The sequence below is a fragment of the Acinetobacter sp. YH12120 genome, from assembly GCF_013418795.1.
GTDB classification, from domain to species: domain Bacteria; phylum Pseudomonadota; class Gammaproteobacteria; order Pseudomonadales; family Moraxellaceae; genus Acinetobacter; species Acinetobacter towneri.
Genome location: NZ_VPBI01000019.1, coordinates 18,105 through 44,429 on the forward strand (window position 1 = coordinate 18,105; position 26,325 = coordinate 44,429).

23 protein-coding genes are annotated in these 26,325 nt (G+C 41.1%); 13 read left to right on the forward strand and 10 right to left on the reverse strand.

Going from position 1 to position 26,325, the window contains the following annotated elements:
* Window positions 1-159: 159 nt before the first annotated feature.
* Window positions 160-687 carry a hypoxanthine phosphoribosyltransferase gene (gene hpt / locus FTU58_RS11285; protein ID WP_004969787.1) on the forward strand — a complete coding sequence of 176 codons (528 nt, stop codon included), beginning with the start codon at window positions 160-162 and terminating at the stop codon, window positions 685-687.
* Between the two features lie 196 nt (window positions 688-883).
* Window positions 884-1,141 (forward strand): GlsB/YeaQ/YmgE family stress response membrane protein, encoded by a 258-nt coding sequence (locus tag FTU58_RS11290; protein WP_004969785.1) that lies wholly within the window; start codon window positions 884-886, stop codon window positions 1,139-1,141.
* Between the two features lie 174 nt (window positions 1,142-1,315).
* Here FTU58_RS11290 and FTU58_RS11295 read toward each other — a convergent pair whose 3' ends face one another.
* Both FTU58_RS11295 and dmeF read right to left on the reverse strand, forming a co-directional pair.
* Window positions 1,316-1,963: a DsbC family protein gene (locus FTU58_RS11295; protein WP_372238852.1), complete on the reverse strand. Its 648-nt coding sequence runs from the start codon at window positions 1,961-1,963 to the stop codon at window positions 1,316-1,318.
* Between the two features lie 168 nt (window positions 1,964-2,131).
* Window positions 2,132-3,127: a CDF family Co(II)/Ni(II) efflux transporter DmeF gene (gene dmeF, locus FTU58_RS11300; protein ID WP_180062442.1), complete on the reverse strand. Its 996-nt coding sequence runs from the start codon at window positions 3,125-3,127 to the stop codon at window positions 2,132-2,134.
* A 58-nt stretch (window positions 3,128-3,185) separates the two neighbouring features.
* On the opposite strand from dmeF, the gene FTU58_RS11305 reads away from it, so the two are divergent.
* Together FTU58_RS11305 and FTU58_RS11310 are read left to right on the forward strand one after the other, a co-directional pair.
* A complete protein-coding gene (locus FTU58_RS11305) occupies window positions 3,186-3,452 on the forward strand; it encodes a metal/formaldehyde-sensitive transcriptional repressor (RefSeq protein ID WP_004969779.1) in 267 nt (88 codons plus the stop codon).
* A 103-nt stretch (window positions 3,453-3,555) separates the two neighbouring features.
* On the forward strand, window positions 3,556-4,743 hold the full coding sequence (locus FTU58_RS11310) for an MFS transporter (protein WP_171287397.1): 1,188 nt from the start codon (window positions 3,556-3,558) through the stop codon (window positions 4,741-4,743).
* Between the two features lie 123 nt (window positions 4,744-4,866).
* Here FTU58_RS11310 and FTU58_RS11315 read toward each other — a convergent pair whose 3' ends face one another.
* From FTU58_RS11315 to rpmH, 6 genes are all read right to left on the reverse strand, one after another.
* Window positions 4,867-5,202: a DUF1622 domain-containing protein gene (locus tag FTU58_RS11315; RefSeq protein WP_154321234.1), complete on the reverse strand. Its 336-nt coding sequence runs from the start codon at window positions 5,200-5,202 to the stop codon at window positions 4,867-4,869.
* 318 nt (window positions 5,203-5,520) lie between these two features.
* The gene (gene mnmE, locus FTU58_RS11320) at window positions 5,521-6,876 is read right to left on the reverse strand and encodes a tRNA uridine-5-carboxymethylaminomethyl(34) synthesis GTPase MnmE (RefSeq protein ID WP_180062443.1); all 1,356 of its coding nucleotides are present in this window, start codon (window positions 6,874-6,876) and stop codon (window positions 5,521-5,523) included.
* A gap of 91 nt (window positions 6,877-6,967) precedes the next feature.
* The gene (gene yidC / locus FTU58_RS11325; RefSeq protein WP_004969769.1) at window positions 6,968-8,731 is read right to left on the reverse strand and encodes a membrane protein insertase YidC; all 1,764 of its coding nucleotides are present in this window, start codon (window positions 8,729-8,731) and stop codon (window positions 6,968-6,970) included.
* A gap of 5 nt (window positions 8,732-8,736) precedes the next feature.
* The gene (gene yidD / locus FTU58_RS11330) at window positions 8,737-9,057 is read right to left on the reverse strand and encodes a membrane protein insertion efficiency factor YidD (protein WP_004969767.1); all 321 of its coding nucleotides are present in this window, start codon (window positions 9,055-9,057) and stop codon (window positions 8,737-8,739) included.
* Between the two features lie 9 nt (window positions 9,058-9,066).
* Complete coding sequence (gene rnpA, locus FTU58_RS11335) at window positions 9,067-9,459, reverse strand: ribonuclease P protein component (RefSeq protein WP_004969764.1); 393 nt, start codon at window positions 9,457-9,459, stop codon at window positions 9,067-9,069.
* 31 nt (window positions 9,460-9,490) lie between these two features.
* On the reverse strand, window positions 9,491-9,625 hold the full coding sequence (rpmH, locus tag FTU58_RS11340; RefSeq protein WP_000831329.1) for a 50S ribosomal protein L34: 135 nt from the start codon (window positions 9,623-9,625) through the stop codon (window positions 9,491-9,493).
* A 660-nt stretch (window positions 9,626-10,285) separates the two neighbouring features.
* Between rpmH and dnaA the strand changes: the two genes are divergently transcribed.
* The 5 genes from dnaA to FTU58_RS11365 all read left to right on the forward strand — a co-directional run bounded on the left by dnaA (window position 10,286) and on the right by FTU58_RS11365 (window position 17,076).
* Window positions 10,286-11,662 carry a chromosomal replication initiator protein DnaA gene (gene dnaA / locus FTU58_RS11345; RefSeq protein ID WP_004969761.1) on the forward strand — a complete coding sequence of 459 codons (1,377 nt, stop codon included), beginning with the start codon at window positions 10,286-10,288 and terminating at the stop codon, window positions 11,660-11,662.
* A gap of 108 nt (window positions 11,663-11,770) precedes the next feature.
* Entirely contained in the window at window positions 11,771-12,919 is a 1,149-nt protein-coding gene (gene dnaN, locus FTU58_RS11350) for a DNA polymerase III subunit beta (RefSeq protein WP_004969759.1), read from the forward strand.
* 37 nt (window positions 12,920-12,956) lie between these two features.
* Window positions 12,957-14,039: a DNA replication/repair protein RecF gene (gene recF, locus FTU58_RS11355; protein WP_180062444.1), complete on the forward strand. Its 1,083-nt coding sequence runs from the start codon at window positions 12,957-12,959 to the stop codon at window positions 14,037-14,039.
* 44 nt (window positions 14,040-14,083) lie between these two features.
* Entirely contained in the window at window positions 14,084-16,552 is a 2,469-nt protein-coding gene (gyrB, locus tag FTU58_RS11360) for a DNA topoisomerase (ATP-hydrolyzing) subunit B (RefSeq protein ID WP_180062445.1), read from the forward strand.
* A 161-nt stretch (window positions 16,553-16,713) separates the two neighbouring features.
* Window positions 16,714-17,076, forward strand: a complete 363-nt coding sequence (locus FTU58_RS11365; protein ID WP_004969754.1) for a hypothetical protein — start codon at window positions 16,714-16,716, stop codon at window positions 17,074-17,076.
* A 455-nt stretch (window positions 17,077-17,531) separates the two neighbouring features.
* On the opposite strand, the gene FTU58_RS11370 is transcribed toward FTU58_RS11365, so the two are convergent.
* On the reverse strand, window positions 17,532-19,472 hold the full coding sequence (locus tag FTU58_RS11370) for an ATP-binding cassette domain-containing protein (protein ID WP_180062446.1): 1,941 nt from the start codon (window positions 19,470-19,472) through the stop codon (window positions 17,532-17,534).
* 387 nt (window positions 19,473-19,859) lie between these two features.
* Between FTU58_RS11370 and FTU58_RS11375 the strand changes: the two genes are divergently transcribed.
* From FTU58_RS11375 to erpA, 3 genes are all read left to right on the forward strand, one after another.
* Entirely contained in the window at window positions 19,860-20,876 is a 1,017-nt protein-coding gene (locus tag FTU58_RS11375) for a putative solute-binding protein (RefSeq protein WP_180062447.1), read from the forward strand.
* Between the two features lie 181 nt (window positions 20,877-21,057).
* Window positions 21,058-22,065 (forward strand): putative solute-binding protein, encoded by a 1,008-nt coding sequence (locus tag FTU58_RS11380; protein WP_104852777.1) that lies wholly within the window; start codon window positions 21,058-21,060, stop codon window positions 22,063-22,065.
* 133 nt (window positions 22,066-22,198) lie between these two features.
* Window positions 22,199-22,534, forward strand: coding sequence for an iron-sulfur cluster insertion protein ErpA (erpA, locus tag FTU58_RS11385; RefSeq protein ID WP_004969742.1), 336 nt, complete (start codon window positions 22,199-22,201; stop codon window positions 22,532-22,534).
* A 131-nt stretch (window positions 22,535-22,665) separates the two neighbouring features.
* Here the strand turns inward: erpA and FTU58_RS11390 are convergent, their stop codons facing one another.
* Window positions 22,666-23,793: an anhydro-N-acetylmuramic acid kinase gene (locus FTU58_RS11390; protein WP_004969740.1), complete on the reverse strand. Its 1,128-nt coding sequence runs from the start codon at window positions 23,791-23,793 to the stop codon at window positions 22,666-22,668.
* Window positions 23,794-23,856: 63 nt separating this feature from the next.
* On the opposite strand from FTU58_RS11390, the gene tyrS reads away from it, so the two are divergent.
* Window positions 23,857-25,089 (forward strand): tyrosine--tRNA ligase, encoded by a 1,233-nt coding sequence (tyrS, locus tag FTU58_RS11395; protein WP_162495524.1) that lies wholly within the window; start codon window positions 23,857-23,859, stop codon window positions 25,087-25,089.
* The last annotated feature ends 1,236 nt before the right edge of the window (window positions 25,090-26,325 follow it).

Below are 26,325 nucleotides of genomic sequence, written 5' to 3' on the forward strand. Positions count from 1 at the left end.
GCCTTGTTGTTACGCACAGATTCTCACTCAGCACAAAAATGATGCTATTTTAACCATGCAAGCACGTGCAACATCGCGCAAGATATATTAAAATTAGGGCATATTTTGGGGTGTTGCAGGTCAACACCTTTTTTATTTTTGCTTTTTAGGTATCTACCCATGACAGTTGAAATGCAGGTTTTGATTTCTGCAGAAGAAATCCAGACAAAAGTTCAGGAACTTGGTCAAAAAATTAATGCTCATTATGCCAATAGCGACAAAGAGTTGGTTTTAATTGGCTTATTACGTGGTTCTGTATTGTTCATGGCAGATTTATGCCGCACCATTCAAAAGCCGCATGAACTGGATTTTATGACTGTATCCAGCTACGGCGGAGGTACTGTGTCATCGCGTGATGTGAAAATTTTAAAAGATTTGGATGGTGAAATTCGCGGTAAAGATGTCTTGGTGGTTGAAGATATTATCGACTCGGGCAACACCCTAAATAAAGTGATGGAAATTTTGCAAACCCGTGAGCCAAATTCAATTGAGCTATGTACCTTAATTAGCAAGCCATCACGCCGTGAAATTGAACTTGAAGTTAAATTCATGGGCTTTGAAATTGAAGATAAGTTTATTGTCGGTTATGGCTTAGATTACGACCAGAAATATCGTCATATTCCGTTTATTGGCGAAATTGGCTTATAAAACAAACACGCCTCGCTTAAAAAAAGTGATCGTTTCAGATCACTTTTTTTATGGCTAAAATTTGCATTTCATCTATCTAACAGGACAAAAACACAACATGCTGTAGCATTATTCGACTATTTTCCTTGGGATTTTTCAGCAAAAATAAGTCTGAAACATGATGTAAAACATAAACAAAGATAACAAGGAGCTGCTCATGTGGTCATTAATTGTCGCAATTGTGGTGGGTTTTATTGCAGGTTTAATCGCCCGTGCGATTCATCCTGGAGATGACAAAGCAGGGTTTATTGTCACCACCTTACTTGGGATTGCAGGGTCTTTATTGGCAACCTATGCAGGGCGTATGATGGGATTGTACGGTGATGGTTCTGCCGCAGGCTTTATTGCCTCCATCATTGGTGCGCTGATTATTCTATTTATTTATAATACGTTCATGAAAAAATCGCGTGCTTAAATCCTGTATTAACGACTGTAATTTTTCAGTCAAACATCTTCTCTCTCAATAAAAAAACCGCCTAAAAATTGAGGCGGTTTTTTTATATCTACTTCGCAATCACAAATTTCAGGTTTGCTCCGATACACACTACACAATTTTAGTTGCCAATATCAGATAAAAAATTAGCCGTTCTTAAAGACCAAATTCTTTAAAAATCTGTTCAATTTGTGCCGCAGGATATGCTCCCATAACTTTAAAGCCATTCGAGAAAATAATCGCAGGCGTACCGTTTACACCTAAACGATGCGCTAAAACAATGTTGCGCTCCACAGGGTTGGCACAACTGCTTTGACTTGTAGGCAATTGTGCTTTTGTGATCAGGTTTTCCCAAGCAAGAGCAGGGTTTTTCTCACAATACACCTGTTTAGATGGCGCAACAGATTGCGCTTTTAACGGCAAAATAAAGGTATAGATTGTAATGTTGTCCAGCTTTTTCAGTTCAGCCTCAAGCTGTTTACAATATGGGCAATTTGGGTCAGAAAAGATCGCAATCTGACGTTTTCCCGTACCTCGCACACTTTTGATTGCATCTTGTAACGGTAACTTTTTCCAATCGACACTGTTTTGTTGGATCAATAAATCTTTGGTTAAGTTATGCTGATCCTTTAAACGAATCATTGAACCCGCCAAAATATGTTGTGCATCTTCATTCAAATACACCACTTGACCATCCATAGAGGCACTGTAAATACCTTTCATTTCTGTGGCTTGAATATTGTCTAATTTCAGTTGCGGATGCTGTTGTTTGACATTTTTACTAACCGTTGCAACATCGGCCATGCTCACGGCGCTGCATAATCCCATTAAGGCAGCTAAACTCAATTGTTTAATCATGTGTTTCATCTAAAAGTAAATTTAGCCTGATTCTAAGCTGAAAGCTGCACAGAATTCAGTATTTTTAAGCCAGAATTACGCAATTGCTACAACTCGTTTTTGCTATGCAACGCTTTAGGTTTCACGTGGAACATTCAAGCCTGATGGCGGATTAATTTCTACTGAAATATGCACAATTTCTTCATGAATGGCGAGGGCGGTGCGGACTTGATCTGCGTCTAAATCGTGTGCGGTTTCCAATGCCAAAATACAGGAAAATTTACCCTGTCCGACTTTCCAAACATGCAAGTCTGTAATCATCACACTGACTGGTAACTCTGCAATCACTTCACGAATTTCATCCACCACAGGATGATCCATTTCTGCATCCAGCAATGTTTTCCCTGTTTCCTGCATCAAACCTATCGCCCAACGCGCCACTAAAATTGAACCAACAATACCTAACAGTGCATCTAGAAAATCCCAGCCCCAATATTTACCCGCAATTAAAGCAATAATCGCAAAAATTGAAGTCACCGCATCTGCCACCACATGCATAAAGGCGGCTTTTTGATTCAGGTCATGGCTGTCATGCGTATGCTCATGATGGTGATGGTGATGGTGATGGTGATGGTGATGGTGATGGTGATGGTGATGGTGATGGTGATGGTGATGGTGATCATCTTCATGTAATAACCATGCACAAATCAAATTGACCAATAACCCTAAAATTGCAATTGGGATGGCTTGGTTATACTGAATATCGACAGGAAAAAATAAACGCTCGATAGAGTGAATTGCCATAAATGCAGCCACCACCAACAATAAAATGGCGCTGCTATAGCCAGCTAAAATTTCAATTTTCCATGTACCAAAACTAAACCGTGTATCTGCTGCATAATGACGTGCTGCCCGATAGGCAAAATAAGCCAAGCCTAGCGCCAGCATGTGTGAGCTCATGTGCCAGCCATCCGCTAGCAAAGCCATGGAATGAAAAATCCAACCACCCAAGATTTCCAAGAACATCATGACAGCCGTCAGCAAAGCCGCATATAATATTTTTTTCTGCGCCAGCGGATTGCCTTGATCGAATTGATGTGGATGCATACGATGAGAGTGTTGCTGACGCATAATGGGAAATCATTGTTAAATATACTCCCATAGAGTATATAAAAATTGAGGTGATGTGTTGGGTCATTTACATACAGATAAGAAAATTTTAAATCGCGTCAAACGCCTACAAGGACAAATTGGGGCAGTAGAACAAGCACTTCACAATCCTGATCATGGCTGTATTGAAGTTTTACAACAAGTCGCAGCCATTAAAGGTGCGGTCAATGGTTTGATGAATGAGTTAATCGAATCGCATTTACGCCATCATGTGATTGGTGATCAATGCGCGATTGATGAACATGAACTGGAAGAGTTTATGAAATTGCTGAAACGCTATGCTTAAACACAAATAGGCTTGACCAGATTCAAGGCTTGTCTTTACACTGAGTGATATTTCTCACTATATGAGACTAAACTCAACAGTTTAGCCATCAATCGAGTTTTTTATGACTCAATCTCAATCTTGGCATCCTTTCGTGATGATCAGCCTCGCCCTGATTATTGGCACCATGGGCACGGCACTTGCAAGCCCGCTGTATCCAATTTATCAGGAATTGTGGCAGCTTTTACCCAGCCATATCACCTTTATTTTTGTGGCGTATATGCTCGGTTGTTTGGCTACCTTGCTCTTTTTAGGGCGTACCAGCAACAGTATCGGCTTCTTAAAAACCTTAGAATTGGGTTTAGTCATCATCACCCTCGGACTGATTCTGTCTATGTTTGCCACCAATGCACTTTGGCTTGCTTTGGGGCGTTTTGTGATTGGAATTGCTTCAGGTCTTATGACTACATCGGCGTTAATTGGCTTAATGTGGAGTATCCCCGAATCACATAAAGCACATGCGCCACAGCTCAGTTCAGTCATTACCGCAGTCGGGTTTGGCTTAGGTCCTTTGCTCGGTGGTGGTGTGGCACAATTTTCAGCAGCGCCTTTGTTTAGTCCATATATTCCTGTCATTTTGGGTGCAGTACTGTGTTTTATTGGATTGTTACGTTTAGCACCGCCTGAATTTACGCCACAAGCCTTCTCGATTGCCCCAAAATTAGAACGCCCAGAACCACGCTTTCATGCAGAATTTTATATTACAGGTTTAACCGCATTCTGTGCCTTTGCTGCCTTTAGTTTATTTGCTTCGCTCTCTCCCTCTTTTGTGCAAGTGATTATTCCGTGGCACGGGCCTTTGGTCAGTGGTTTGGCCATCACCTGTATTTTGCTGATTTCAGCGCTGGTGCAGTATTTTTCTAAAGCCATTCCTGCACAAAAATGTCTAAATTATGGGCTGTATTTGCTGTTATTGAGTTTATTGGTACTCGGTTTATGCATGTATTTACATTGGAGTTTTCTATTTTTTGTGAGTGATGTGCTGCTAGGCATAGGACACGGGTTGGCATTGATTGGTGCTTTTGGCTTAATTCATGCCATGACCAATCTACAGAATCGCGCTGCAGTGATGTCGACCTATTTATTTGTGGGCTATTTAGGCACAATTCTGCCAATTATTGCAGTCGGTTATCTGGCCGATCATTTTGGTTTAACCACCGCCGTACTTAGCTTTTGTGCAGCCATCTGCTTACTGTGTGGCTACATCATTATTTGGTATCGCCAATTGCAGAACAAACCTGTTTTAGGATGAAGTTTCATCTAAACGACAAACTAAAATCAGGACAAGGTTTGGATCAGCTGAGTTTATTCAAATATTCAAACTTTGTAGATGACTAGGACTATGTCTTCTGTTTGATCTCAAACTCAGCAGCCATTATTTTTCATTGATGGTTTGATGCTCTAATTCTTTAGTTAGGAAGTAATTTAAAAAGGTTCGAATGACAGCAATGATCGCCAGTTTAATTAGGCTATCTAAATCTGGATCTACTGTGGTGGCTAAAATATCTGCAGCCAACTGAAATTCAAGTGCCGTCGCGAGCCAATCCCCAAAACAATAACGTGCAGTACGCCCCGATTTTAACTGAACCAGCACCAATAAAGTTTTAACCAGACCAATCACCACGCAAATCACAGAAATGGCTTCGAGTGACAATTGCAAAAAATGAACCGAAGAAATGAGTATTTCACGTAAAAAAGCCAGTTCAAACATCCAAATACCTCCATCAGAGATTTCATCTCGTGCATTTAGGATTGAATTGAGCGCCAATTTTTGATTATTTTCTCATCATAGCTTTAAATGCTGCGGTTTAAAAAGACTTACGTGATTATTGATGGGTTTTCATAAAGATAAATTGAAACGTTTAAATATGACATAAGTTAGATCGGGCTTGTGCCGAATGAGAAACTAAACATTAACGAATAGGCTGATTTTTAGTAGCAGATCACCCCAAATAGGATAATAAAAAAGCACTAAGCCACTCAAACTTAATGCTATTTTTGTATCAAATCAGGAAGTAATCGCTAAAAATCATTTCCCAATACAAAACGATCCAAAAATCTTGCCCAACAAATCATCTGCAGAAAAATCACCAGTGATCTCACCCAAAGCATTCTGTGCAAGACGTAACGACTCGGCTACTAATTCCCCCGCATGATAGACCACCAACTGCTCACGTGCTTCAGCCAAATACTGCTGCGTGCGTTTCATTGCGTCTAAATGACGGGTACGTGCAATAAAGGTATCTTCTTCAGGCTGAAAGCCTGCATGCGCTGTAATCGCCTCTATGAGCGATTGAACACCTGTTTCTTGTTTGGCCGACACAGTAATATGTCTAAAACCATTAAAATCTGAAATTGTAGCTTGTACACCAGTTAAATCGCATTTATTGCCAATCAACATCAAACGCTTCGGTTCAATATGTTCAGCAAAATAATGCTGTGCCAATTGCAACGGATCTTCGTTTTGGCTCAAGTCATAGACCAATAACAATAAATCCGCCTGTTCAATTTCTTTAATTGCACGGCGAATCCCTTCCTGCTCCACAATATCCCCTGTTTCACGTAAACCTGCGGTATCGGTCAGGGTAATTGGTAAGCCATTTAGGGTAATTTTTTCATGCAATACGTCACGAGTAGTTCCCGCAATATCAGTCACAATTGCACGTTCAATACCCGCCAAGGCATTGAGTAGAGAAGATTTACCTGCATTAGGTTTGCCCGCAATCACTACCTGCAGACCTTCACGCAACAATTGTCCCTGACGCGCAGATTGTTGCACAGCAGTCACCGAAGTAGCCACTTCATCTAGCAAATTGAGGATTTTCCCATCAGCCAAAAAGTCAATTTCTTCTTCAGGAAAATCAATAGCAGCTTCAACATGCAAACGTAAATGAATTAACTGTTCTAGCACAGTATTCACTTTGGTGGAAAAAGCCCCTTGAAGGGAACGCACTGCAGAACGCGCAGCGGCTTGTGAAGTGGCATCAATTAAATCGGCAATGGCTTCGGCCTGTACCAAATCCAGCTTGCCATTTTCAAAGGCGCGCATCGAAAATTCACCCGCTTTGGCAGCCGTTGCACCGAGTTCCAGTAAACGTGCCAATAAAGCATTTTGAATCACTGGGCCACCATGCCCTTGTAGTTCCACCACATCTTCGCCAGTAAATGAATGAGGATTGGGGAAACAAATCACCAAACCTTCATCCATGACTTCATTGGCTGCATCGTAAAACTGGCGAAAACCTGCATAACGTGCTTTGGGTAAGTCTTTTTGGGTCAAGGCTGCGGCAATCGCATAGGCTTTTGGTCCCGACAGGCGAATCACCCCCACACCACCACGGCCAGGTGGAGTCGCGATTGCGGCAATGGTGCTGCGGTTATACATAAAATTCACCTAAAACTTTCAAAATATATGCAAAGAAAAATCCGCCTAAGATTACCATCTTAAGCGGATTTATTCAGCAGCTCAGCCATACTTAATTGACTGGAGTTGCCTCTTCTCGTTTAGCGCGGTCTTTTTCAACACTTTTGTTGATCAAGCTTTGCTGCAAAATCGTAATCAAGTTGTTGACAATCCAGTACAGAACTAGACCTGCAGGGAAGAACAATAAGAATACGGTAAATACCACAGGCATAATGCGGAAGATTTTTGCCTGCATTGGATCTGTTGGCTGTGGGTTCAACATTTGTTGAACATACATGGTCACACCCATCAACAATGGCAAGATAAACCAAGGGTCCATTGCCGATAAGTCTTGAATCCAACCTAACCACGGTGCATGGCGTAACTCTACCGATTCCATCAATACCCAGTACAAGGCAAGGAAAATTGGCATTTGTAGTAACAATGGCAAACAACCTGACAGTGGATTCACTTGTTCACGTTTATAAAGTGCCATCATTTCTTGCGAGAAACGCATACGGTCTTCGCCAAATTCTTCTTTCATGCGCTGCATTTCTGGTGCAATCACACGCATTTTCGCCATAGAACGATAGCTCTTAGACGATAACGGCCAAAGAATCAGTTTGACAAGAACGGTTAATAAGATGATTGACCAACCCCAGTTGCCCACTAAACCATGGAAGAATTGCAAACCAATAAACAATAATTTTGCAATTGGCCATAACCAGCCATAATCCACAGTTTGGTTCAAACCTGTCGCCAAATCTTTCAATTCAGACTGAATTTTTGGACCAGAGTAGAAGGTCGCATCAACTTCTGCCACCGTACCTGCAGGGACATTAATGGTTGGCGAGGTAAAACCAATGATGTTCATTTCATCGCTAGATTTACGTGATTCCAACTTCGCTGCATACGGTTGACCATCGGCCTGCGTCAATTTTAACTGCCCCGGAACCCATGCACTCACGAAATAGTGCTGAACCACGGCCACCCAACCACCTGTTGCATCGACATTCAATTTTTCGTCATTAAAATTGTCAAATTTCAACTTGTTGTAGTGTTCTTCAGGTGTTCCCCATGCGCCGCCAAGGAAAGTACCCAAGGTAAAAATACCTTGATCTGACTTGCCTGGATCATCTGAATTATCACGTTTCAACTGACCAAACATCTGACCTTGCCAGTTTTGGCTGCTGCGGTTAATCACTTTGTGATTCACCAGCACAGGATATTCACCTTCAGTAAAACTAAAGGTTTTAATGATTTCTACACCATCGGCAGTTTTATATACCATTGGGACAGTTAAAGTTTTAACTGTTTCACCCGCTTTATTTTTGCTTTCTTTGGCATCGGCTAAGCTATAAGTCGATTTTTCAATTTCATAGCTTGGGCGGCCATTACGGCTACTGTCTGGACCATTCAGCCCGATTAACCCAGATTGCGCGACATAGGTGCGCTTAGCATCGCTTTCCAGCATGACGAAAGGATCGTCACTGTCTTTATTTTTGTCATGATTGAGTAATTCAACACGAACAATATCACCACCTTTCGGATTGATCCAAAGATGATAAAGGTCAGTTTGTACTGAAATAAGCTGCTGACTTACAGGTGCTGTGGCATCGGTTGTTTGCTGTGCAGGAATATTTGCTTGCGGTACATCAGAAGCTGCTGTAGCCGTTTGGGCATTCGGCAAATCTGCAGACACTTCATGTGAAACAACGGCAGTTTTTTGCTGCGGTGCTGTTTCAGCATTTCCATAATCTTTTTGCCACGCCAAAATGAGCAAATATGCGACGACAAACATGGCCCCGAGAATTGCAAACCTGGCCCATTGTTGCATATCTATTACCCCAAGTGGTTAGAGTGATTTTGGTTCAATAAACGATCACGAAAGGGTACAGTAATGTGATGCGTTTGAGAATCTATTTGCTGAAATGAAATAAAACGAATGACTTTTGGCGGCACCGGATCATAGCCCGAACCACCCCACGGATGACAACGACAAATACGTTTTGTAGCCAGCCACACACCACGTACAGCACCATGCGTATGGACTGCTTCCAAAGAATATTGAGAACATGTTGGAATATAGCGACAGCGTGGTCCCAATAAAGGACTAATCGCGATCTGATAGAAACGTATCAACCAATGCAGTAAAAGTACCATTGGCCATCTCTACTTTTGTGGGGAGGGAGCTATTTTTGAATGCTTTTTGGCGAGACGTTGTAACTTCTGCCAAGCAAATTGTAATTGCTGATGCAATTCCGCATTAGATACCGTATCTACCCCAACTTTGGGCATTACCACAATATCTAAGTCATTTAATTGCTGTTGGTGTAAGCGAAAACTTTCGCGAGCAAGTCGTTTTACTCGATTTCGTTCGTGTGCACGACGCACTTTCTTTTTTGCAACGACAAGACCCAAACGGCTATTCGGCAGTTCGGAATGTTTTGCAAGAAATAAGAAATGGGGTTGATGCACTTTAAAAAGCGCACCATCAAACACACCTTTATAATCGGCAGCACAGCGTAATCTCAACTCTGTGCTGAAGCCATAAAGTGTTGTCATAACACCCAAGAGTCGGTTCAGCGTGACTGTATTAAACAGTTAAGCTGTGACGACCTTTTGCACGACGGCGAGCCAATACTTGACGACCAGCTTTAGTAGCCATACGAGCACGGAAACCATGAACGCGCTTACGCTTTAATTCAGATGGTTGAAATGTACGTTTCATATCGAAACTCCAAAAATGATCTTTCTATAAAGGTCCGCGATTTTAGTGCTCATTGCTTGAGCTGTCAATGAAAAACACGGTTTCTTGCAAAATAAGCCTAAATTTTTCTTTTTAACAAGTTTTCGCTCAATTGACTGGTTGATCATACAAATTAAAGTATACACAAGATAAGTAATTGTTTATGCTTGACTAATAAGTTATTAACAGTATTATTCACATAATTATCCACAAGCTTATTCTGTTTAATTTTAAAATTTTCGGTTTTGAATTTAAATTTAAACTCAGATTGAATTATCCACAGTTGCAACGTTTCTTATAAATAAATTCAAATTTATAAATTTAAATTTATTACTATTAGGGACGCATTTTTCTGTTGAAAACCCACTTTTTCTTTTATAAAACAAAATTTTGAATTGTGGATATCTGTGTTTCTATAATTTTAATATTATGTGGATAACTTTGTGCTATATTTTATCCACACCTTGCGGATAAACTTATCCACACCACGTTTCAAATTTAAATTCAGGTTTAATGATTCCTTTTTTGAGCAATTTTGCTGATTTTGTCATGACAGATGTGGATAACTTGGTTAGAATGGCGACCCGCTCAGGCGGTCGAGAGAAGTTTTAAATTTAAAAATGGATTAGATAGGGGTTTCACATGCTTTGGACGGACTGCTTAAATCGCTTGCGACAAGAGCTCTCTGGAAATGTCTTTACAATGTGGATTCGCCCATTGGTGGCAGAAGAAGTTGAAGATACATTAAAACTTTATGCGCCTAATCCTTATTGGACGCGTTACATTCAAGAACATCATCTGGAATTGATTACTATTTTGGCAGAGCAGTTGTCTGAGGGACGCGTGCGTAAGGTCGAAATTTTAGTCGATTCGCGTCCAGGTGCAATTTTATCGGCCAGTGAACAACCTGCTACCACTACTGCTGCGCTGGAATCTAGCCCTGCGCCTGTGGCCAAGCCTAAACGTGAAAAAGAAGAAAGTTCTGCAAAAAGCCGTAAACGCCAACTCAATCCGTTATTTACCTTTTCCTTATTTGTGGAAGGTCGTTCTAACCAAATGGCTGCGGAAACCTGTCGCAAGGTATTGACCCAATTGGGGGCTTCACAGCACAACCCATTATTTTTGTATGGCCCAACAGGTTTGGGTAAAACTCACTTGATGCAAGCGGTGGGCAATGCTTTGTTGCAAGCCAAACCGAATGCACGGGTGATGTACATGACTGCAGAAAGTTTTGTGCAGGATTTTGTCAGCTCTTTGCAGCAGGGCAAGGTTGAAGAATTTAAGAAAAACTGCCGCTCTTTAGATTTGTTATTGGTGGATGACATTCACTTATTGGCAGGTAAAGAAGCCAGTTTGGTGGAGTTTTTCTATACCTTTAACGCTTTATTGGATGAATCTAAACAGATTATTTTGACTTCAGACCGTTATCCAAAAGAATTAACCGAATTGGATGCACGTTTGGTGTCACGTTTTTCTTGGGGCTTATCAGTCGGGGTAGAACCGCCAGATATTGAAACCCGAATTGAAATTTTATTAAAGAAAGCTGAAAGCAGCGCCGTAGATTTACCACGTAACTGTGCTTTATTTATTGCCCAGCAAGTGGTGGCTAATGTGCGTGAACTTGAAGGTGCACTCAATAAAGTGGTGGCAATTTCCCGTTTTAAAGGCACCCCAATCGATCTAGATGTGGTACGTGAATCTTTAAAAGATGTCTTGGCAATTCGCGCACGTACCATCAGTACCGAAAATATTCAGCGAGTCGTGAGTGAATATTTCCGTATTCCGCTCAAAGAATTGGTGGGGCCAAAACGTACCCGTATTTATGCGCGTCCACGTCAGTTGGCAATGGGCTTGGCACGTGAGCTGACAGGCGACAGTTTCCCTGAAATTGGTATGGCATTTGGTGGCCGTGATCACAGTACCGTGATGCATGCCTGCGAAAAAGTACAAAGCCTGCGCGAAGAAGATCCGATCTTTAACGAAGACTATAAAAACCTGCAACGATTGTTGCAAAGTTGACCGAATTTGCTCAAATTCTGTTCTTGCCATGCGGCAGCTTTTGCCGCATAGTACACTGCTAAAAAACCTATTTTATACTCCAATCTTCAGTTGTTAGAGGAATGTACCGTGCGTTTAAAAATCGCGAAAGAAAGCTTACTGAATGTTCTGTCACATGTCGTAGGAGCGGTTGAACGTCGCCATACCTTAAATATTTTATCCAATGTCAAAGTTCAGGTGACTGAGCAAGCCTTAACCATTACTGGTTCGGACTTGGAAGTGGAATTGGTTGCCAGTACGAATCTGACTGAAGGGGCATGTTTACAGGCAGGGGAAACTACAGTGCCTGCACGTAAACTGATGGATATTTGTAAATCTTTACCAAGCGCAGCTTTGATTGATTTGCAAATCACTGAAGATCAGCGCTGTATTTTAAAATCGGGCAATAGCCGCTTTGTATTAGGTACTTTGCCTGCGGAAGATTATCCATTATTGGCTACAGAAAATGCTCAAGGTACGCAAGTGACGGTTACTGAGCGTGAGCTGAAGCGTTTGTTTGAAAAAACTGCGTTTGCGATGGCAGTGCAGGATGTACGTTTTTATTTAACGGGTACTTTGTTAGAAATTGATGAAAACCAATTACGTGCTGTGACCACAGATGGTCACCGTTTGGCCTTGTGTGAAACAGCGGCATCTTCGACAGCTACTCAATTAATTCAAGCCATTGTGCCGCGTAAAGCTGTGGCTGAATTGCAGCGTTTGCTGAGCATTGAAGATGAACAACTGGCACTTTTAATTGGGCGTGAATTGCTGAATGTGACCATTCGCACCCCAAGCCGTGATAAAGAACAAGCAGAAATTACCGTGCGTTTTACCACTAAATTAATTGATGGTAAGTTCCCAGATTATCGCCGTGTGATTCCACGTGGTGGTGATAAAAACGTGCTGATCGCGCATGATGTATTTAAACAATCTTTACAGCGTGTGGCGATTTTAAGTAATGAAAAATTGCGTGGCGTATTCCTGAATTTTAGTGCGGACACCTTGCAATTACGTGCCAATAACCCAGAACAAGATGAAGCAATTGAAGATTTAGCGATTCAATATGCCGATTCGCCGTTAGAAATGTCATTTAACGCACAGTATTTATTGGACGTATTAGGGGCATTGGATGGCGATGATGTATCGATGACCATGACCGAAGCCAATCAATCGGTATTGGTACAAGATCCAGCACATCAAGATCAAACCTATGTTGTGATGCCAATGCGTGTTTAAGTGAGCGGTTTATTTCAAGATTAAATCTAGCTGAATCATGCATATTACGCGTTTACATATCGAGCGTGTTCGGAACTTAAAAGCGGTTGCACTTCATGAGTTGCAGCCGTTTAACGTCTTTTATGGGCAAAATGGTTCGGGTAAAACCTCGATTTTAGAAGCGATTCATTTATTGGCGACAGGGCGTTCTTTTCGCACCCATATTCCTAAAAATTACATTCAGAACAGTAGCCAAGATGCGATTGTATTTGCTCAGTCATTGACTGAAAAAATTGGCATGCAAAAAATGGCATCGGGTGAGCAGTTGATTAAGGTCAATGGCGACCCTGTTGCGACCCAAGGGCAATTGGCTAAAATTCTGCCTTTACAACATATTGATCCACTCAGTACCGATATTATTGACCATGGTGCAAAACCACGACGGCAACTGTTGGACTGGTTGATGTTCCACGTGGAACCAGAGTTTTATCACGCTTGGCAATATTATTCACGTGCCTTAAAACAACGTAATAGTTTGCTTAAATCAAAGCGACATTTAAGTCTGTCGGACTTGGAACCGTGGAACAAAATGCTCAGTGATTATGGTGAGATTTTGCATCGGCAGCGTTTGGGAACGGTGGAACAATGGCAGCAATTTTTTGCACAAGATTTACAGTATTTATTGCCTGATTTACACATTAGTCTGGAATACAGCGCAGGCTTTCATACCGAAACAGGCTTGTTGAATGATCTGTGCAATTATCATCAAAAAGATGTGGAACGTCGCTATACCGAATATGGGCCACACCGCGCCGATTTACGCTTAAAAACCCCAATGGGTGATGCCGATGTGGTGCTGTCACGTGGGCAGAAAAAGCTATTGATTATGGCATTAAAACTGTCACAGATTGCAATGCTGCATGCGTCTAATAAGGAAACTGTGGTATTATTAGATGATCTGACAGCAGAATTAGATTTAAGCGCACAACAACGTTTAATTGAACGATTAAGCCAATTGGGTAGTCAAGTTTTTATTACCACTTTAGATCATCAATCCGTGCAACAACACTTACAAGCGTTGTCGATTCCTTATCGCTTATTTCAGGTCGATCACGGAACGGTGCAGGCTGTTGAGCAATAATTTTTTTATCTTTGGATAGACCTATTTTTCACTAGGGAGAAACCATGAGTTCAGAAGATCAATCTGTCTCTACTACAGAACAAACCAATGAAAAGGCTTATGATTCCTCTAGTATCAAAGTATTGCGTGGCCTAGATGCTGTTCGTAAACGCCCAGGCATGTATATCGGTGATACAGATGATGGTACAGGTTTGCATCACATGGTGTTCGAGGTAGTCGATAACGCTATTGATGAAGCTTTGGCGGGTCATTGTGATGAAATTTTGGTGACTATCCATGAAGATGAATCTGTCAGCGTATCTGACAATGGTCGTGGTATCCCAACCGATATTCACCCTGAAGAAGGTGTCTCTGCAGCAGAGGTCATTCTGACCATTCTGCACGCAGGTGGTAAGTTTGATGACAACAGTTATAAAGTGTCGGGCGGTTTGCACGGCGTTGGTGTGTCGGTGGTCAACGCTTTATCGAGTAAACTTGAATTAACGATTAAACGCGCGGGTCAAATTCACCAACAGGAATACCGTCATGGTGATCCGCAATATCCTCTGAAAGTGGTCGGCGAAACTGATCAATCAGGCACGACTGTGCGTTTTTGGCCAAGTGCTGAAACTTTTAGCCAAACTATTTTTAATGTTGATATTTTGGCGCGTCGCTTGCGTGAACTGTCTTTCTTAAACGCGGGCGTGCGTATTGTACTGCGTGATGAACGTGTCAATTTAGAACATATTTTTGACTATGAAGGCGGTTTGTCTGAATTTGTGAAATATATCAATGCAGGCAAAACACATCTGAATGAGATTTTTCATTTCACCACGCAGGCTGAAAACGGAATTACCGTAGAAGTTGCTTTACAGTGGAATGATTCCTATCAGGAAAACGTACGTTGCTTTACCAATAACATTCCACAAAAAGATGGTGGAACGCACTTAGCAGGCTTCCGTGCTGCGCTGACCCGTGGTTTAAACAACTACATGGAAAGCGAAAATATCCTGAAAAAAGAAAAAGTTGTGGTTTCAGGCGATGATGCACGTGAAGGTTTAACCGCGATTGTGTCGGTCAAAGTGCCAGATCCAAAATTTTCATCACAAACCAAAGAAAAATTGGTGTCGAGTGAAGTGAAACCTGCTGTTGAGCAGGCCATGAATAAATCTTTCTCTGAATATTTATTGGAAAATCCACAAGCAGCAAAATCTATCGCGGGTAAAATTATTGATGCAGCACGTGCCCGTGATGCAGCGCGTAAAGCCCGCGAAATGACGCGTCGTAAGAGTGCTTTGGATATTGCAGGTTTGCCAGGTAAATTGGCCGACTGTCAGGAAAAAGACCCAGCATTATCTGAATTATATTTAGTCGAGGGTGACTCGGCAGGTGGTTCGGCTAAACAAGGTCGTAACCGTAAAATGCAGGCGATTTTGCCACTGAAAGGTAAAATCCTGAACGTGGAACGTGCCCGTTTTGACAAGATGATTTCATCGGCAGAAGTAGGTACTTTAATTACTGCTTTGGGCTGTGGTATTGGTCGTGAAGAATATAACCCAGACAAACTGCGTTATCACAAAATCATCATCATGACCGATGCTGACGTAGATGGTTCACATATTCGTACCTTGCTCTTGACCTTCTTCTTCCGTCAAATGCCAGAATTGGTCGAGCGCGGTCATATTTATATCGCACAGCCACCATTGTATAAGCTGAAAAAAGGCAAGCAGGAACAGTACATCAAAGATAACGATGCTTTAGAAACCTATTTAATTTCTAATGCGATTGATGAACTGGAGCTGCATGTGAGTGCTGATGCACCTGCAATTCGTGGCGAGGCTTTAGCCAAAGTCATTGCTGATTATCAAACATCACAAAAGAGTTTGAGTCGTTTAACGCTGCGTTATCCTGCAAGTCTGTTGGATGGTTTATTGGAGCTAGATGCCTTTAAAATTGATCAAGCAGCAGATCAGGCCTATGTACAACAATGGGGCGAGCAATTACGTCAAAGCATTGAACGATTACAGCCAAGTTTGCGTCCTGAATTAAGCATCGAACAGTTTGAAAAAGAAGATGTGGATGGTCAAAAATCTGCAACGTATTGGCCACGAATCACGGTATATGTGCACAACTTGCCCCATACTTATTTGCTAGACACAGGTTTGCTAGGTTCAGCTGAATATGCACGTTTGCTGAAAAATTCAAAAAGCTGGTTTACGCTGCTTGAAGAAGGTGCATACTTGGAAAAAGGTGAACGTAAAATTACGGTCAACAATTTCCATCAAGTGTGGCAACACATTTTACAAGACTCGCGTCGCGGCATGATGATTCAGCGCTATAAAGGTCTAGGTGAGATGAACGCGGAACAGCTTTGGGAAACCACCATGGACCCAGAAAACCGCAATATGTTGCAAGTCACCATTGATGATGCCATTGAAGCAGACCGCATGTTCTCTTGCTTAATGGGCGATGATGTAGAGCCACGTCGTGCCTTTATTGAAGAAAATGCCTTAAATGCAGATATTGACGCTTAATTCGTCCAAATCATCCGCATAACCATAAGCACTCTACGGAGTGCTTTTTTATGTTTGGCTTTTGTTGTTGTCGTGATTCATCCAAATAACTTTTATAAAACTGACTTATTGTTCTGTCATGCTGAGCTACATTAAGCCAAAAATATAGGAGAATCATTAAGATGGATAATCAATTAGAACAAGCACGTGATGCATGGGTGAATGCTTTTTTTACTGGCAATGTGGAGCTGTTAGCACACTATGAAGATGAAGATTTTAAAGTCGTTTATACGGCAGAATCACGTGTGGAAAATCGTGAAACACGTTATGCCAACATTCAGCATGCAGTGAATAATGGTGTCTGGAAACCGATCAAACCGAATGTTGAATTAGAAGAATATGAGTTTGATCGTGAGCAGGTTAACTGTCGGATTCAAATTGGTTTGGCGGATGATCAAGGGTATATTCAAGAAATCTGGCGCTATATTCAGGGCTGGAAAATACAAGAATTATGTATTAGCAAAGCAAAAATTACTGCCGAGTAGCAGCGATTTTCTGTGAATCACTGAGATTCAATGACTCAAAATAACCATGAAAGAATGGATTGATTTGGCTTTAATTAGAGTTTTGAATTTAAAATAACAGTTAGTTTGAGTTGTGGATAACTAAGTTTTTGCTTTTAAATTTAAATTGTAGATTTTGAATTTAAAAATCACACTGAGTTTTAAATTCAAAACTTCTTGCTTGGTAGCTATGTTGTCTTACTTTTATTCAGGGTGGGGGTGTCATACAACTATGCTGTGGTGCAAGATTGATAAGTAAAAATAAACAAACGCAGAGAGTGAATTAAATTTCTTTGCGTGGTTATTGTGAAGATAAACTAAAGATTAAAACTATTACGAATGTGTCTTATAAGTATGGAACATACACAATGCATATTCTACGAAATATGATGAGATTTAACCCTATTTAGCATAGCGTTAAAATCTCATCGGTATGGCTATTCAAAGCTACTTTCGAGTTCTTCCAATTCCATCATCAATTCAAGCATTTGTTCTTCTGCCTGTGCCAATTTTGTTTTCAGATCATTTTGCTCATTCATGAGTTTGAGCAAATCATCTTTACGGTTGGCATCGTAAAGGGCAGGATCTGCCAGTTCGGTTTCAATTTCAGTCAGACGCGGTTGAATTTTTTCAATTTGCGCTTCGTATTTTTCAATATTTTTACGAATAGGGCGAGTTTGTTCACGGCGTTGTGCTGCCAGTTTGCGTTGAGCTTCTTTATCTACTTTGACTGGGTTAGTCTTGTTCTCAACCACTGGACTTGGATTGGATGGAGCTGTGTTGGATGTACCTTGCTTAAGCATGTCTGCACGAGCTTGGCGTAACCATTGGGCATAATCTTGTAAATCGCCTTCAAATTCTGTGCATTGTCCTGCATGAACCAAGAGTAAGTCATCGCAGACACTGGCAATTAATTGACGTTCGTGTGACACCAATACCACTGCACCTTCATAATCCTGTAATGCCATGGTTAAGGCATATCGCATATCTAAGTCTAAATGGTTGGTCGGTTCGTCCAGAATCAGTACGTTAGGACGTTGCCAGACAATTAAAGCCAAAGCCAAACGTGCACGTTCACCTCCTGAAAAACTTTCACAAGGCGTGTCCATACGTTCGCCACTAAAACCAAAACTGCCTAAAAAGGCGCGTAAAGTGGCTTCGCTGATTTTTTTATCGGCAATGCGTGCCAGTTGTAGCATCGGGCTGGCGCTATCATCTAAAGCATCCATTTGATGCTGTGCAAAATAGCCAATATTGAGTAATTCTGAGGCTTTGCGAGTACCTGCCAATAACGCCAATTCACCCACTAAGGATTTAATTAAGGTCGATTTACCTGCGCCGTTCATCCCCAATAAACCAATACGACTGGTCGGGGTAATTTGTAGGTTAATTTTGCTGGCAATCACTTTGTCTGCATAACCAATGCTGACTTGTTCCAAGGTCAGTAAGGGTGAGCTCATTTTGGTCGGTTCACGGAAACTAAAGGTAAATGGTGTATCTACATGCGCAGGGGCAAGCAATTGCATGCGTTCCAATTGCTTGATACGGCTTTGTGCCTGCCGTGCTTTGGTGGCTTTGGCTTTAAAACGATCAATATATTTTTGTAAATGTGCACGGGTTTCTAATTGTTTTTCATACGCTTGTTGATGTTGTGCCAAGCGTTCACTGCGTGTGGTTTCAAAGGTTGAATAATTGCCTGTATATAAAGTCAGTTCACTATTTTCAATATGTAAAATATGATCGGTAATGGCATCTAAAAAATCACGGTCATGGGAAATCAGCACCAAAGTTCCCGCATAGGCTTTAAGCCAGTCTTCTAACCATAAAATTGCATCTAAGTCTAAGTGGTTGGTTGGTTCGTCCAGTAATAATAATTCGGAGCGACTCATTAAGGTACGCGCCAAATTTAAACGCATGCGCCATCCACCAGAAAAACTACTGACCGCCAAGCTGTTTTGATGTTCCATAAAACCTAAACCTGCCATCAGTTGTGCGGCTTTGGCGGGTGCGGTATAGCCATGAATTTCATCAAAACGACCATGCAAATGTGCAAGTTGGTCATTATTTAATTGTTCAGGATGTTGCAGTTGTTGTTGAATGTTCCAGTATTCTTCATCACCCGACAGCACAAAATCAATCGCAGGTAAATCCAATGCTTTAACTTCCTGTGCCATGTGCGCCACAGTCCAGCCTTGCGGACGGCTCAACGTACCTTCGTCTGGGGTTAAACTACCTAAAAGCGCAGCAAATAAACTGGATTTTCCTGCACCATTGACACCTGTAAGACCGACTTTCCAGCCTGGATGGATTTGCATAGACGCTTTTTGAAATAAAACACGTCCACTGCGGCGTAAAGAAACTTGGTCAAGTTGAATCATGGTGTTTACTGGTCACAACAAAAGTTAGGCATATTCTAATGGAAGCCCACCAGAAAACAAAAATAAGCCCAGTTTTATTTGTGATTTGCGAAAAATCTCTCTTGTGATGTTTAAAAATTATGATCTAACAACAGGCTTTTTTTATGACTTTGTAAACAAGCACAAAATACGTGCATGTTGGAAATGATCTTTATTTTGATCTAAATCTATAAAATATAAGTGAATTATGAAATAAAAATGATCGCTTAAATAAGGCAGTATAAGGTTTTGGCAGAATTGACAGATGAAATTCGAGTAAATGCTCTATTTTTTTAATTTGAACTTGCTTAATATTTGTTTCGTGTACGGACACTCAAAAATAAAAAAATCTGTAGAAGGATCGAAACAATGAAAAAAATATGGGTCAGCGCAACATTGACAGCATTCGCAGCGATCGGTTTCAGTGCTCAGGCGCAAGCAGCAAAAGTAGATGTATGTGTCTTTGACTTACTGGGTAAGTCAGGTGAATCTTTTCAGATGGCACAAGAGTGGGCGCTAGCAGCAAAAGGCTGGGGTGCAGAAGTCAATTTAATTCCACGTCAGGATGAAGCTGTCGCAGACAATGATTTTAAAGCAGGCAAATGTGATGGGGTATTTATGACCGCCATGCGTGCTCGCCAATACAATAAATTTGCAGGCTCGATTGATGCTTTAGGTGGTGCGCCAAGTAATGCGATTGCACAACGTGCCATCAGCTTTGCTTTAGATCAACGTAATGAAGCGAAAATGGTTACCAATTTAGGTGGCAAGAAATATGAAGTTGCGGGTATTTCACCTTTAGGTTCGGCCTTTATTTTTGTGCGCGACAAGAACATCAGCTCGATTGAAAAAGCAGCAGGGAAAAAGTTTGCGGTATTGGGCTATGACGATGCACAAAAAATTATGGTGCAGCGTGTCGGTGCGCAAGCTGTCATTTCTGATGTATCTAACTTTGTGGCGAAATTTAACAATGGTCAGGTCGATATGGTCGGTGCGCCTGCCTATGCGTACAAACCTTTAGAAATCTACAAGGGTTTAGGTAATCACGGGGCGATGTTTAACTTCCCTGTATTACAAGTGACCGCAGACTTTGTGATTCGCCCTGAACAATTCCCTGCGGGCTTTGGGCAAAAATCACGAGATTGGTTTGTAAAAAATCTGCCTAAAGCGATGAGTATGATTAATCGTTTAGAAGGTGAAATTCCAGCCAAATATAAAATGAACTTGAGCGCAGAAGATAAAACTAAATATCAAAAAATGCTACGTGATGGACGTATGGATATGACCAAACGCGGTATTTATGACCCTGCCATGATGAGTGTGTTAAAACGCGCTCGTTGTTCTGTCGAAAAAACCAATTTTGAATGTTCACTAGGTGGTGAATAGATTGATTTTTAATAAAAAAGCCTAGATCTCTAGGTTTTTTATAATGAAAGATTCGTCAATTGAGCCATATCAGCCAAAAAATCAAAATTCGCTAATCTGAGCTTGATAAAAGAACAGTGATACTAAATTGAAGGTTTGGATCAACTGTGCGCAGAAAAACAAAAAATGGAAGGAACTAGAAATGAAACAATGGACGCAAGCTTTATTATTTGGCGCAGGCTTATCTTTAGTCGCTAGTGCAGCGCAGGCCAAACAAGTGGTCTGTGTATTCGATTTGGTCGGTAAAAACGGTGATGTCTATAACTTAATGCAAGACTATCAATTGGCGGCCAAAAACTGGGGTGCAGAGATTGAGTTACGCGTAGGTCAAAACGAAGGCGTGATTGCAGAAGATTTTAAAGCAGGAAAATGTGATGGTATTAGTGTGACGGGCATGCGTGGTCGTCAATTTAACCATTTTACAGGCTCATTGGATGCAATTGGCGCGATTCCAGATTTAAAACTGGCAGTCAAAGTCATGCAAGGTTTGGCAAGTCCTGCTTTCGCCAAATATATGCGCAATGGTCAGTATGAAGTCGCAGGTGTCATTCCTGTGGGTGATGCCTTTTTGATGGTGAATGACCGCAGTATTAATAGTGTCGCCAAAGCCGCGGGGAAAAAAATTGCTGTTTTAGATTATGACCAAGCGCAAAAAATTATGGTACAGCAAATTGGTGCGCAAGCAGTCAGTGCCGATGTCACCAATTTTGGCAGTAAATTTAACAATGGTCAGGTCGATATTATTGGTGCGCCTGCTGCAGTATTCCGTCCTTTGGAACTACATAAAGGCTTAGGCACTAAAGGCGCGATTGTGAATTATCCAATTTTACAGGTCACGGGCAATATTATTATCCGCCCAGATAAATTCCCTGCAGGTTTTGGGCAAAAATCACGTGAATGGGTGAAAGGGCAGTTACCACGTGCCTTTGGTATTTTAGGCAAAATGAAAGCCGATATTCCTGCAAAATATTGGATGCAAGTGCCTGCAGCAGATCAACCGGGTTATCAAAAAATGATGCGTGAATCGCGGATTGATTTAACTAAACGTGGTGTTTATGACAAACGCATGATGAAATTATTGTGGCAATTCCGCTGTAAAGAAGCGCCAACCAATTTTGAATGTGGCTTGCAGGACGAAAATTACAAATAATTGGAGAATCTTGAGGTAATTACTCAGAATTCACTTTAATTCTGCATCACCGTCCCAATATTGAGTATGCTATACTTGATAAGTGGTCTTTTTGCAGAAAAGACATCTGAATTGTACCTGAGGAAAATCCATCATGAATGCCCAAGCACTTGAGCTCACCGACAACGCTGCTAAAAAAGTTCGCCAATTGCGTGACAGTGAAGGTAATCAAGACTTAATGCTACGTGTATATGTGACAGGTGGCGGTTGTTCAGGATTTTCTTATGGCTTTAACTTTGCGGAAAGCCAAAATGAAGATGATGCAGAATTTGTGAATGGCGATGTAAAAATGCTGGTCGATTCACTCAGCTATCAATATTTAGTTGGCTCGGTAGTGGACTATATTGAAGGCTTGGAAGGTTCGCGTTTTGTGGTACAAAACCCGAATGCAACCACGACTTGTGGTTGTGGTTCTTCATTCTCAATCTAAGTATGATTTAAATATTTTTGAGTATCAGCATCTGAAAAAGTAGATTGATGCACTCAAAATGATCAAAGCCTTTCCTATATAGAAGAGGAAAGGCTTTTTTGTTGCTACTGATCTGGTTTAAAAGTGCATCCTTAAACCAAAGTCATGGTACCTAAAATGCGATCACCTTTAGCCCCTGTGACCGCAGGTAAATTGCCACTTAATTGCTGACAAAAACGCATTGCCAACCAAGCAAAGGCGGTGGCTTCGACCCATGTTGGGTTTAGCCCTAAATCGGCTGTACTTTGTACAGTCCATTGATGTTTGCGCAAACGCCAGCGCAATTGCTCTAGCAAATAAGAATTATAGGCACCACCGCCACAGACATAGACTTCACCTGTATCCATGCCTGAACGATAAATGGCTTTTTTAATCGCGCGGGTGGTGAGCTTTAATAAAGTCGCTTGAATATTTTCAGGATTATCTTCCAGCTCGTCATATTCCACATCATTGCGCCAATCGGCAACCTGTTCATCTAGCCATTCCAAGTTAAAGTCTTCGCGCCCTGTACTTTTGGGTGGTTCTTTAGAGAAAAAAGCATGGGCTTGTAAACGATCTAACAAGCTGCGAATCGGATGTCCATACGCAGCCCAATTGCCATTTTCATCATAAGGTTGTCCTGTGTAACGCTCACACCAAGCATCCATTAAAATATTGGCAGGCCCTGTATCAAAACCCGATACTGCTTCGGGCTGTCCTGCAGGCAACAAACTGACATTGGCAATGCCGCCTAAATTTAAAATTACCCGATGAATACTCGGATGTTGGAATAAGTTTTGATGGAAAGCGGGCACTAACGGTGCGCCTTGTCCGCCTGCAGCCATGTCACGACGACGAAAATCTGAAATTACAGGAATTTGGGTAATTTCGGTGATGATGTTCGGATCACCAATTTGTAAAGTAAAAGCATGTTCAGGACGATGACGAATGGTCTGGCCATGCGAACCAATCGCTTTAATTTGAGATTTATCCAGTTTATTTTTTTCAATCAGGCTATTAATACCATGTCCAATCATGGTGGCTAAAGCCACATCTGCCTTGCCCATGCGGTCAATTTCATTGTCACCTGGCAAAGTCAGTGCCATGAGTTCGTCACGTAAATCGGGATCAAACGGCAAAGTCAGGGTCGCGTGGAGTTGCAGTGGATCAAAAGAAGCAGCAACAAGATCGACACCATCCATACTTGTGCCCGTCATTACCCCAATATAGATCGCTGTCATGGTTATTCTATAGCCTGCAATATGCTGAAAAAGTGTTAGTATATCGCACAAATTGAATAACTGATGTGTTTGGATTTCGTGATGTCAAATTTCCTGCCGGCTGAAGAACAACTTGCTCTCATTCAACGAGGCACGCATGAAATTATTTCTGAAGAAGATCTTCTAAAGAAATTAAAAGAGAATCGTCCTTTAAAAATTAAGGCGGGGTTTGACCCGACTGCACCTGATTTACACTTGGGGCATACGGTATTAATCAATAAATTAAAAGTATTCCAAGACTTAGGTCACGAAGTATTTTTCTTGATTGGCGATTACACTGCCATGATTGGTGACCCAACAGGTAAAAGTGCTACACGTCCGCCGTTGTCACGTGAAAAAGTCTTGGAAAATGCCAAAACGTATCAGGAACAAGTTTTTAAAATTCTTGATCCAAATAAAACCAAAGTGGTGTTTAACTCTGAATGGTTTGCAACAAAAACTGCAGCAGACTTAATTCAGTTGGCATCGCAGCAAACCGTAGCGCGTATGTTGGAACGTGATGACTTCACCAAGCGTTATAACAACCAGCAACCGATTGCGATTCACGAATTTTTGTATCCGTTGGTACAAGGTTATGACTCGGTGGCATTACAAGCCGATGTAGAATTGGGCGGTACAGACCAGACCTTTAACTTGTTGATGGGACGTACCTTGCAAGGTCGTTATGATCAGGAAGCGCAAGTTTGTATTACTGTGCCAATTCTTGAAGGCTTAGATGGCGTGAATAAAATGTCTAAATCTTTAGGCAACTATATTGGCGTATTTGATGCACCGGGTGCGATGTATCAAAAAGTCTTGTCGATGCCTGATAGTCTGATTGAGCGCTATTTTGAGTTACTCAGCTTCAAGTCGATGGATGAAATTGAAATTTTGCTTAAAGAAATGGCAGAAGGTCGTAATCCGCAAGAAATCAAAAAGATTTTGGCACTCGAATTGGTTGAGCGTTTCCACGGCAGCGAAGCCGCAGCCAATGCCCATAAAGGTGCGGGTAATATTATTACCGAAGGTGAATTACCTGAAGGTACGCCAGAAGTAACAATTTCACGTGCTGAATTTGGTGGTGAATTATTTATTGCTTCTATTGTACGTGCTGCAGGTTTAACTAAAAATGCTGCACAAGCCAAAGATGCTGTGGCACGTGGCGCAGTAAAAGTGGATTGGAATGTGGTCGACGCAGGTTTCTCGGTCAAAGAAAACGCAACACACATTATTCAGGCGGGCAAAAAAGCCATTGCCAAAGTCACATTTACGGACTAGGTCCATTCTAAGTGATTGAAATAAAAGCAGGCTTCGGTCTGCTTTTATTTTCTGTTTGGTATATTAATTATATGAATAAGTAAATTCAAAAAAAACCTTATAAAAACAACACTTAAATTTTGCCAAGTAGCTTGCATTTTTGCTCAGTTATGTATAAGATTTACCCATCTAGACACAGTGTACAAAACAGATCTAGAGGGTACTTATAACTATAGCTCCACAATTTACAAGTCCCTTCCCCAAGGGACTCTTTTTTTCGTATAACTATAATAATGATATATGGATCGCATATAGATTCAACTCCGAGGGAGAGATTTTGGGAGAGATCTCTTTCTTTTTTTTGCCTCTAGTTTTGTTGTGGTTTATATCTAAAGGTAAAATGTAAGATTACTTCTCTTTGTTTTATAAAAATTTTCTTAAAACTTTAAGACCTAAATTCAAAATTCAAAGCTAAAGCTACTTTTATACGGCAAAACCTCTTGTAGGTAGTGCATGTGGATGGCGCGATCTAAACTTGCCGAATAGAAGAGTAGGTTTGTCAACTTGAAGTCGGTAATGCAAATGCTAAGCATCAACTTTGAATTAACGGACAAAACCACCAAGCTGACATGAAATCAATGCTAGATGTACGCCGTATGTAGGAATATTATTTTGGATAATGCAAAAGCATTTTTAACTGAGATGTAAAATTTTTTAGATGTCGTAAGATGAAACGAATCATATACATTGGCAATCGTTGATTGCAGTCTTCAAAACTTGACCGATTTGAACCCATAAAAGTATGGATAAAAAAAGTCTTCTCTGCATTGTAGAGGAGAGTTTTTATTTAAATTTGATGAAAAAATAGCTAAAAAATTAAAAAACCAAGCATTTTTGTAGAAAAAAAATACATACGTGAAAAATATTCTAATTTGGGGCTTGCAAAGATTTTGAAATCCCCTAGAATGCACCCATCCCGACGCGAAACAGCCTACGAACTTAGCTTACAGGGTTAAGTTGTTAGAAGTGTTTTGTGTTAAAATTTCTGCTGACGAGGCAGAAATTAAGATCATTAAGAGATTATGAAGAACAACTTGTGTGGATTTTTACTGATTGATTGATCGAACATATTTCATTGATTGATTGGTTTAAATTACTCGAAGTTTATTTGAGCGAAATTTAAGTCAGAAAATTGATGAGCCAGATTTGGAAGTTTAGATTAAAACTTCAAAATGATTTTAACTGAAGAGTTTGATC

What these genes read in the sequence shown, in the direction of transcription:
- hpt (WP_004969787.1), top strand. Translation starts at nt 160, where the DNA reads ATGACAGTTGAAATGCAGGTTTTGATTTCTGCAGAAGAAATCCAGACA.
- FTU58_RS11290 (WP_004969785.1), top strand. Translation starts at nt 884, where the DNA reads ATGTGGTCATTAATTGTCGCAATTGTGGTGGGTTTTATTGCAGGTTTA.
- FTU58_RS11295 (WP_372238852.1), bottom strand. Translation starts at nt 1,963, where the DNA reads ATGGCCGATGTTGCAACGGTTAGTAAAAATGTCAAACAACAGCATCCG.
- dmeF (WP_180062442.1), bottom strand. Translation starts at nt 3,127, where the DNA reads ATGCGTCAGCAACACTCTCATCGTATGCATCCACATCAATTCGATCAA.
- FTU58_RS11310 (WP_171287397.1), top strand. Translation starts at nt 3,556, where the DNA reads ATGACTCAATCTCAATCTTGGCATCCTTTCGTGATGATCAGCCTCGCC.
- FTU58_RS11315 (WP_154321234.1), bottom strand. Translation starts at nt 5,202, where the DNA reads ATGTTTGAACTGGCTTTTTTACGTGAAATACTCATTTCTTCGGTTCAT.
- mnmE (WP_180062443.1), bottom strand. Translation starts at nt 6,876, where the DNA reads ATGTATAACCGCAGCACCATTGCCGCAATCGCGACTCCACCTGGCCGT.
- yidC (WP_004969769.1), bottom strand. Translation starts at nt 8,731, where the DNA reads ATGCAACAATGGGCCAGGTTTGCAATTCTCGGGGCCATGTTTGTCGTC.
- yidD (WP_004969767.1), bottom strand. Translation starts at nt 9,057, where the DNA reads ATGGTACTTTTACTGCATTGGTTGATACGTTTCTATCAGATCGCGATT.
- rnpA (WP_004969764.1), bottom strand. Translation starts at nt 9,459, where the DNA reads ATGACAACACTTTATGGCTTCAGCACAGAGTTGAGATTACGCTGTGCT.
- rpmH (WP_000831329.1), bottom strand. Translation starts at nt 9,625, where the DNA reads ATGAAACGTACATTTCAACCATCTGAATTAAAGCGTAAGCGCGTTCAT.
- dnaA (WP_004969761.1), top strand. Translation starts at nt 10,286, where the DNA reads ATGCTTTGGACGGACTGCTTAAATCGCTTGCGACAAGAGCTCTCTGGA.
- recF (WP_180062444.1), top strand. Translation starts at nt 12,957, where the DNA reads ATGCATATTACGCGTTTACATATCGAGCGTGTTCGGAACTTAAAAGCG.
- gyrB (WP_180062445.1), top strand. Translation starts at nt 14,084, where the DNA reads ATGAGTTCAGAAGATCAATCTGTCTCTACTACAGAACAAACCAATGAA.
- FTU58_RS11365 (WP_004969754.1), top strand. Translation starts at nt 16,714, where the DNA reads ATGGATAATCAATTAGAACAAGCACGTGATGCATGGGTGAATGCTTTT.
- FTU58_RS11370 (WP_180062446.1), bottom strand. Translation starts at nt 19,472, where the DNA reads ATGATTCAACTTGACCAAGTTTCTTTACGCCGCAGTGGACGTGTTTTA.
- FTU58_RS11375 (WP_180062447.1), top strand. Translation starts at nt 19,860, where the DNA reads ATGAAAAAAATATGGGTCAGCGCAACATTGACAGCATTCGCAGCGATC.
- FTU58_RS11380 (WP_104852777.1), top strand. Translation starts at nt 21,058, where the DNA reads ATGAAACAATGGACGCAAGCTTTATTATTTGGCGCAGGCTTATCTTTA.
- erpA (WP_004969742.1), top strand. Translation starts at nt 22,199, where the DNA reads ATGAATGCCCAAGCACTTGAGCTCACCGACAACGCTGCTAAAAAAGTT.
- FTU58_RS11390 (WP_004969740.1), bottom strand. Translation starts at nt 23,793, where the DNA reads ATGACAGCGATCTATATTGGGGTAATGACGGGCACAAGTATGGATGGT.
- tyrS (WP_162495524.1), top strand. Translation starts at nt 23,857, where the DNA reads ATGTGTTTGGATTTCGTGATGTCAAATTTCCTGCCGGCTGAAGAACAA.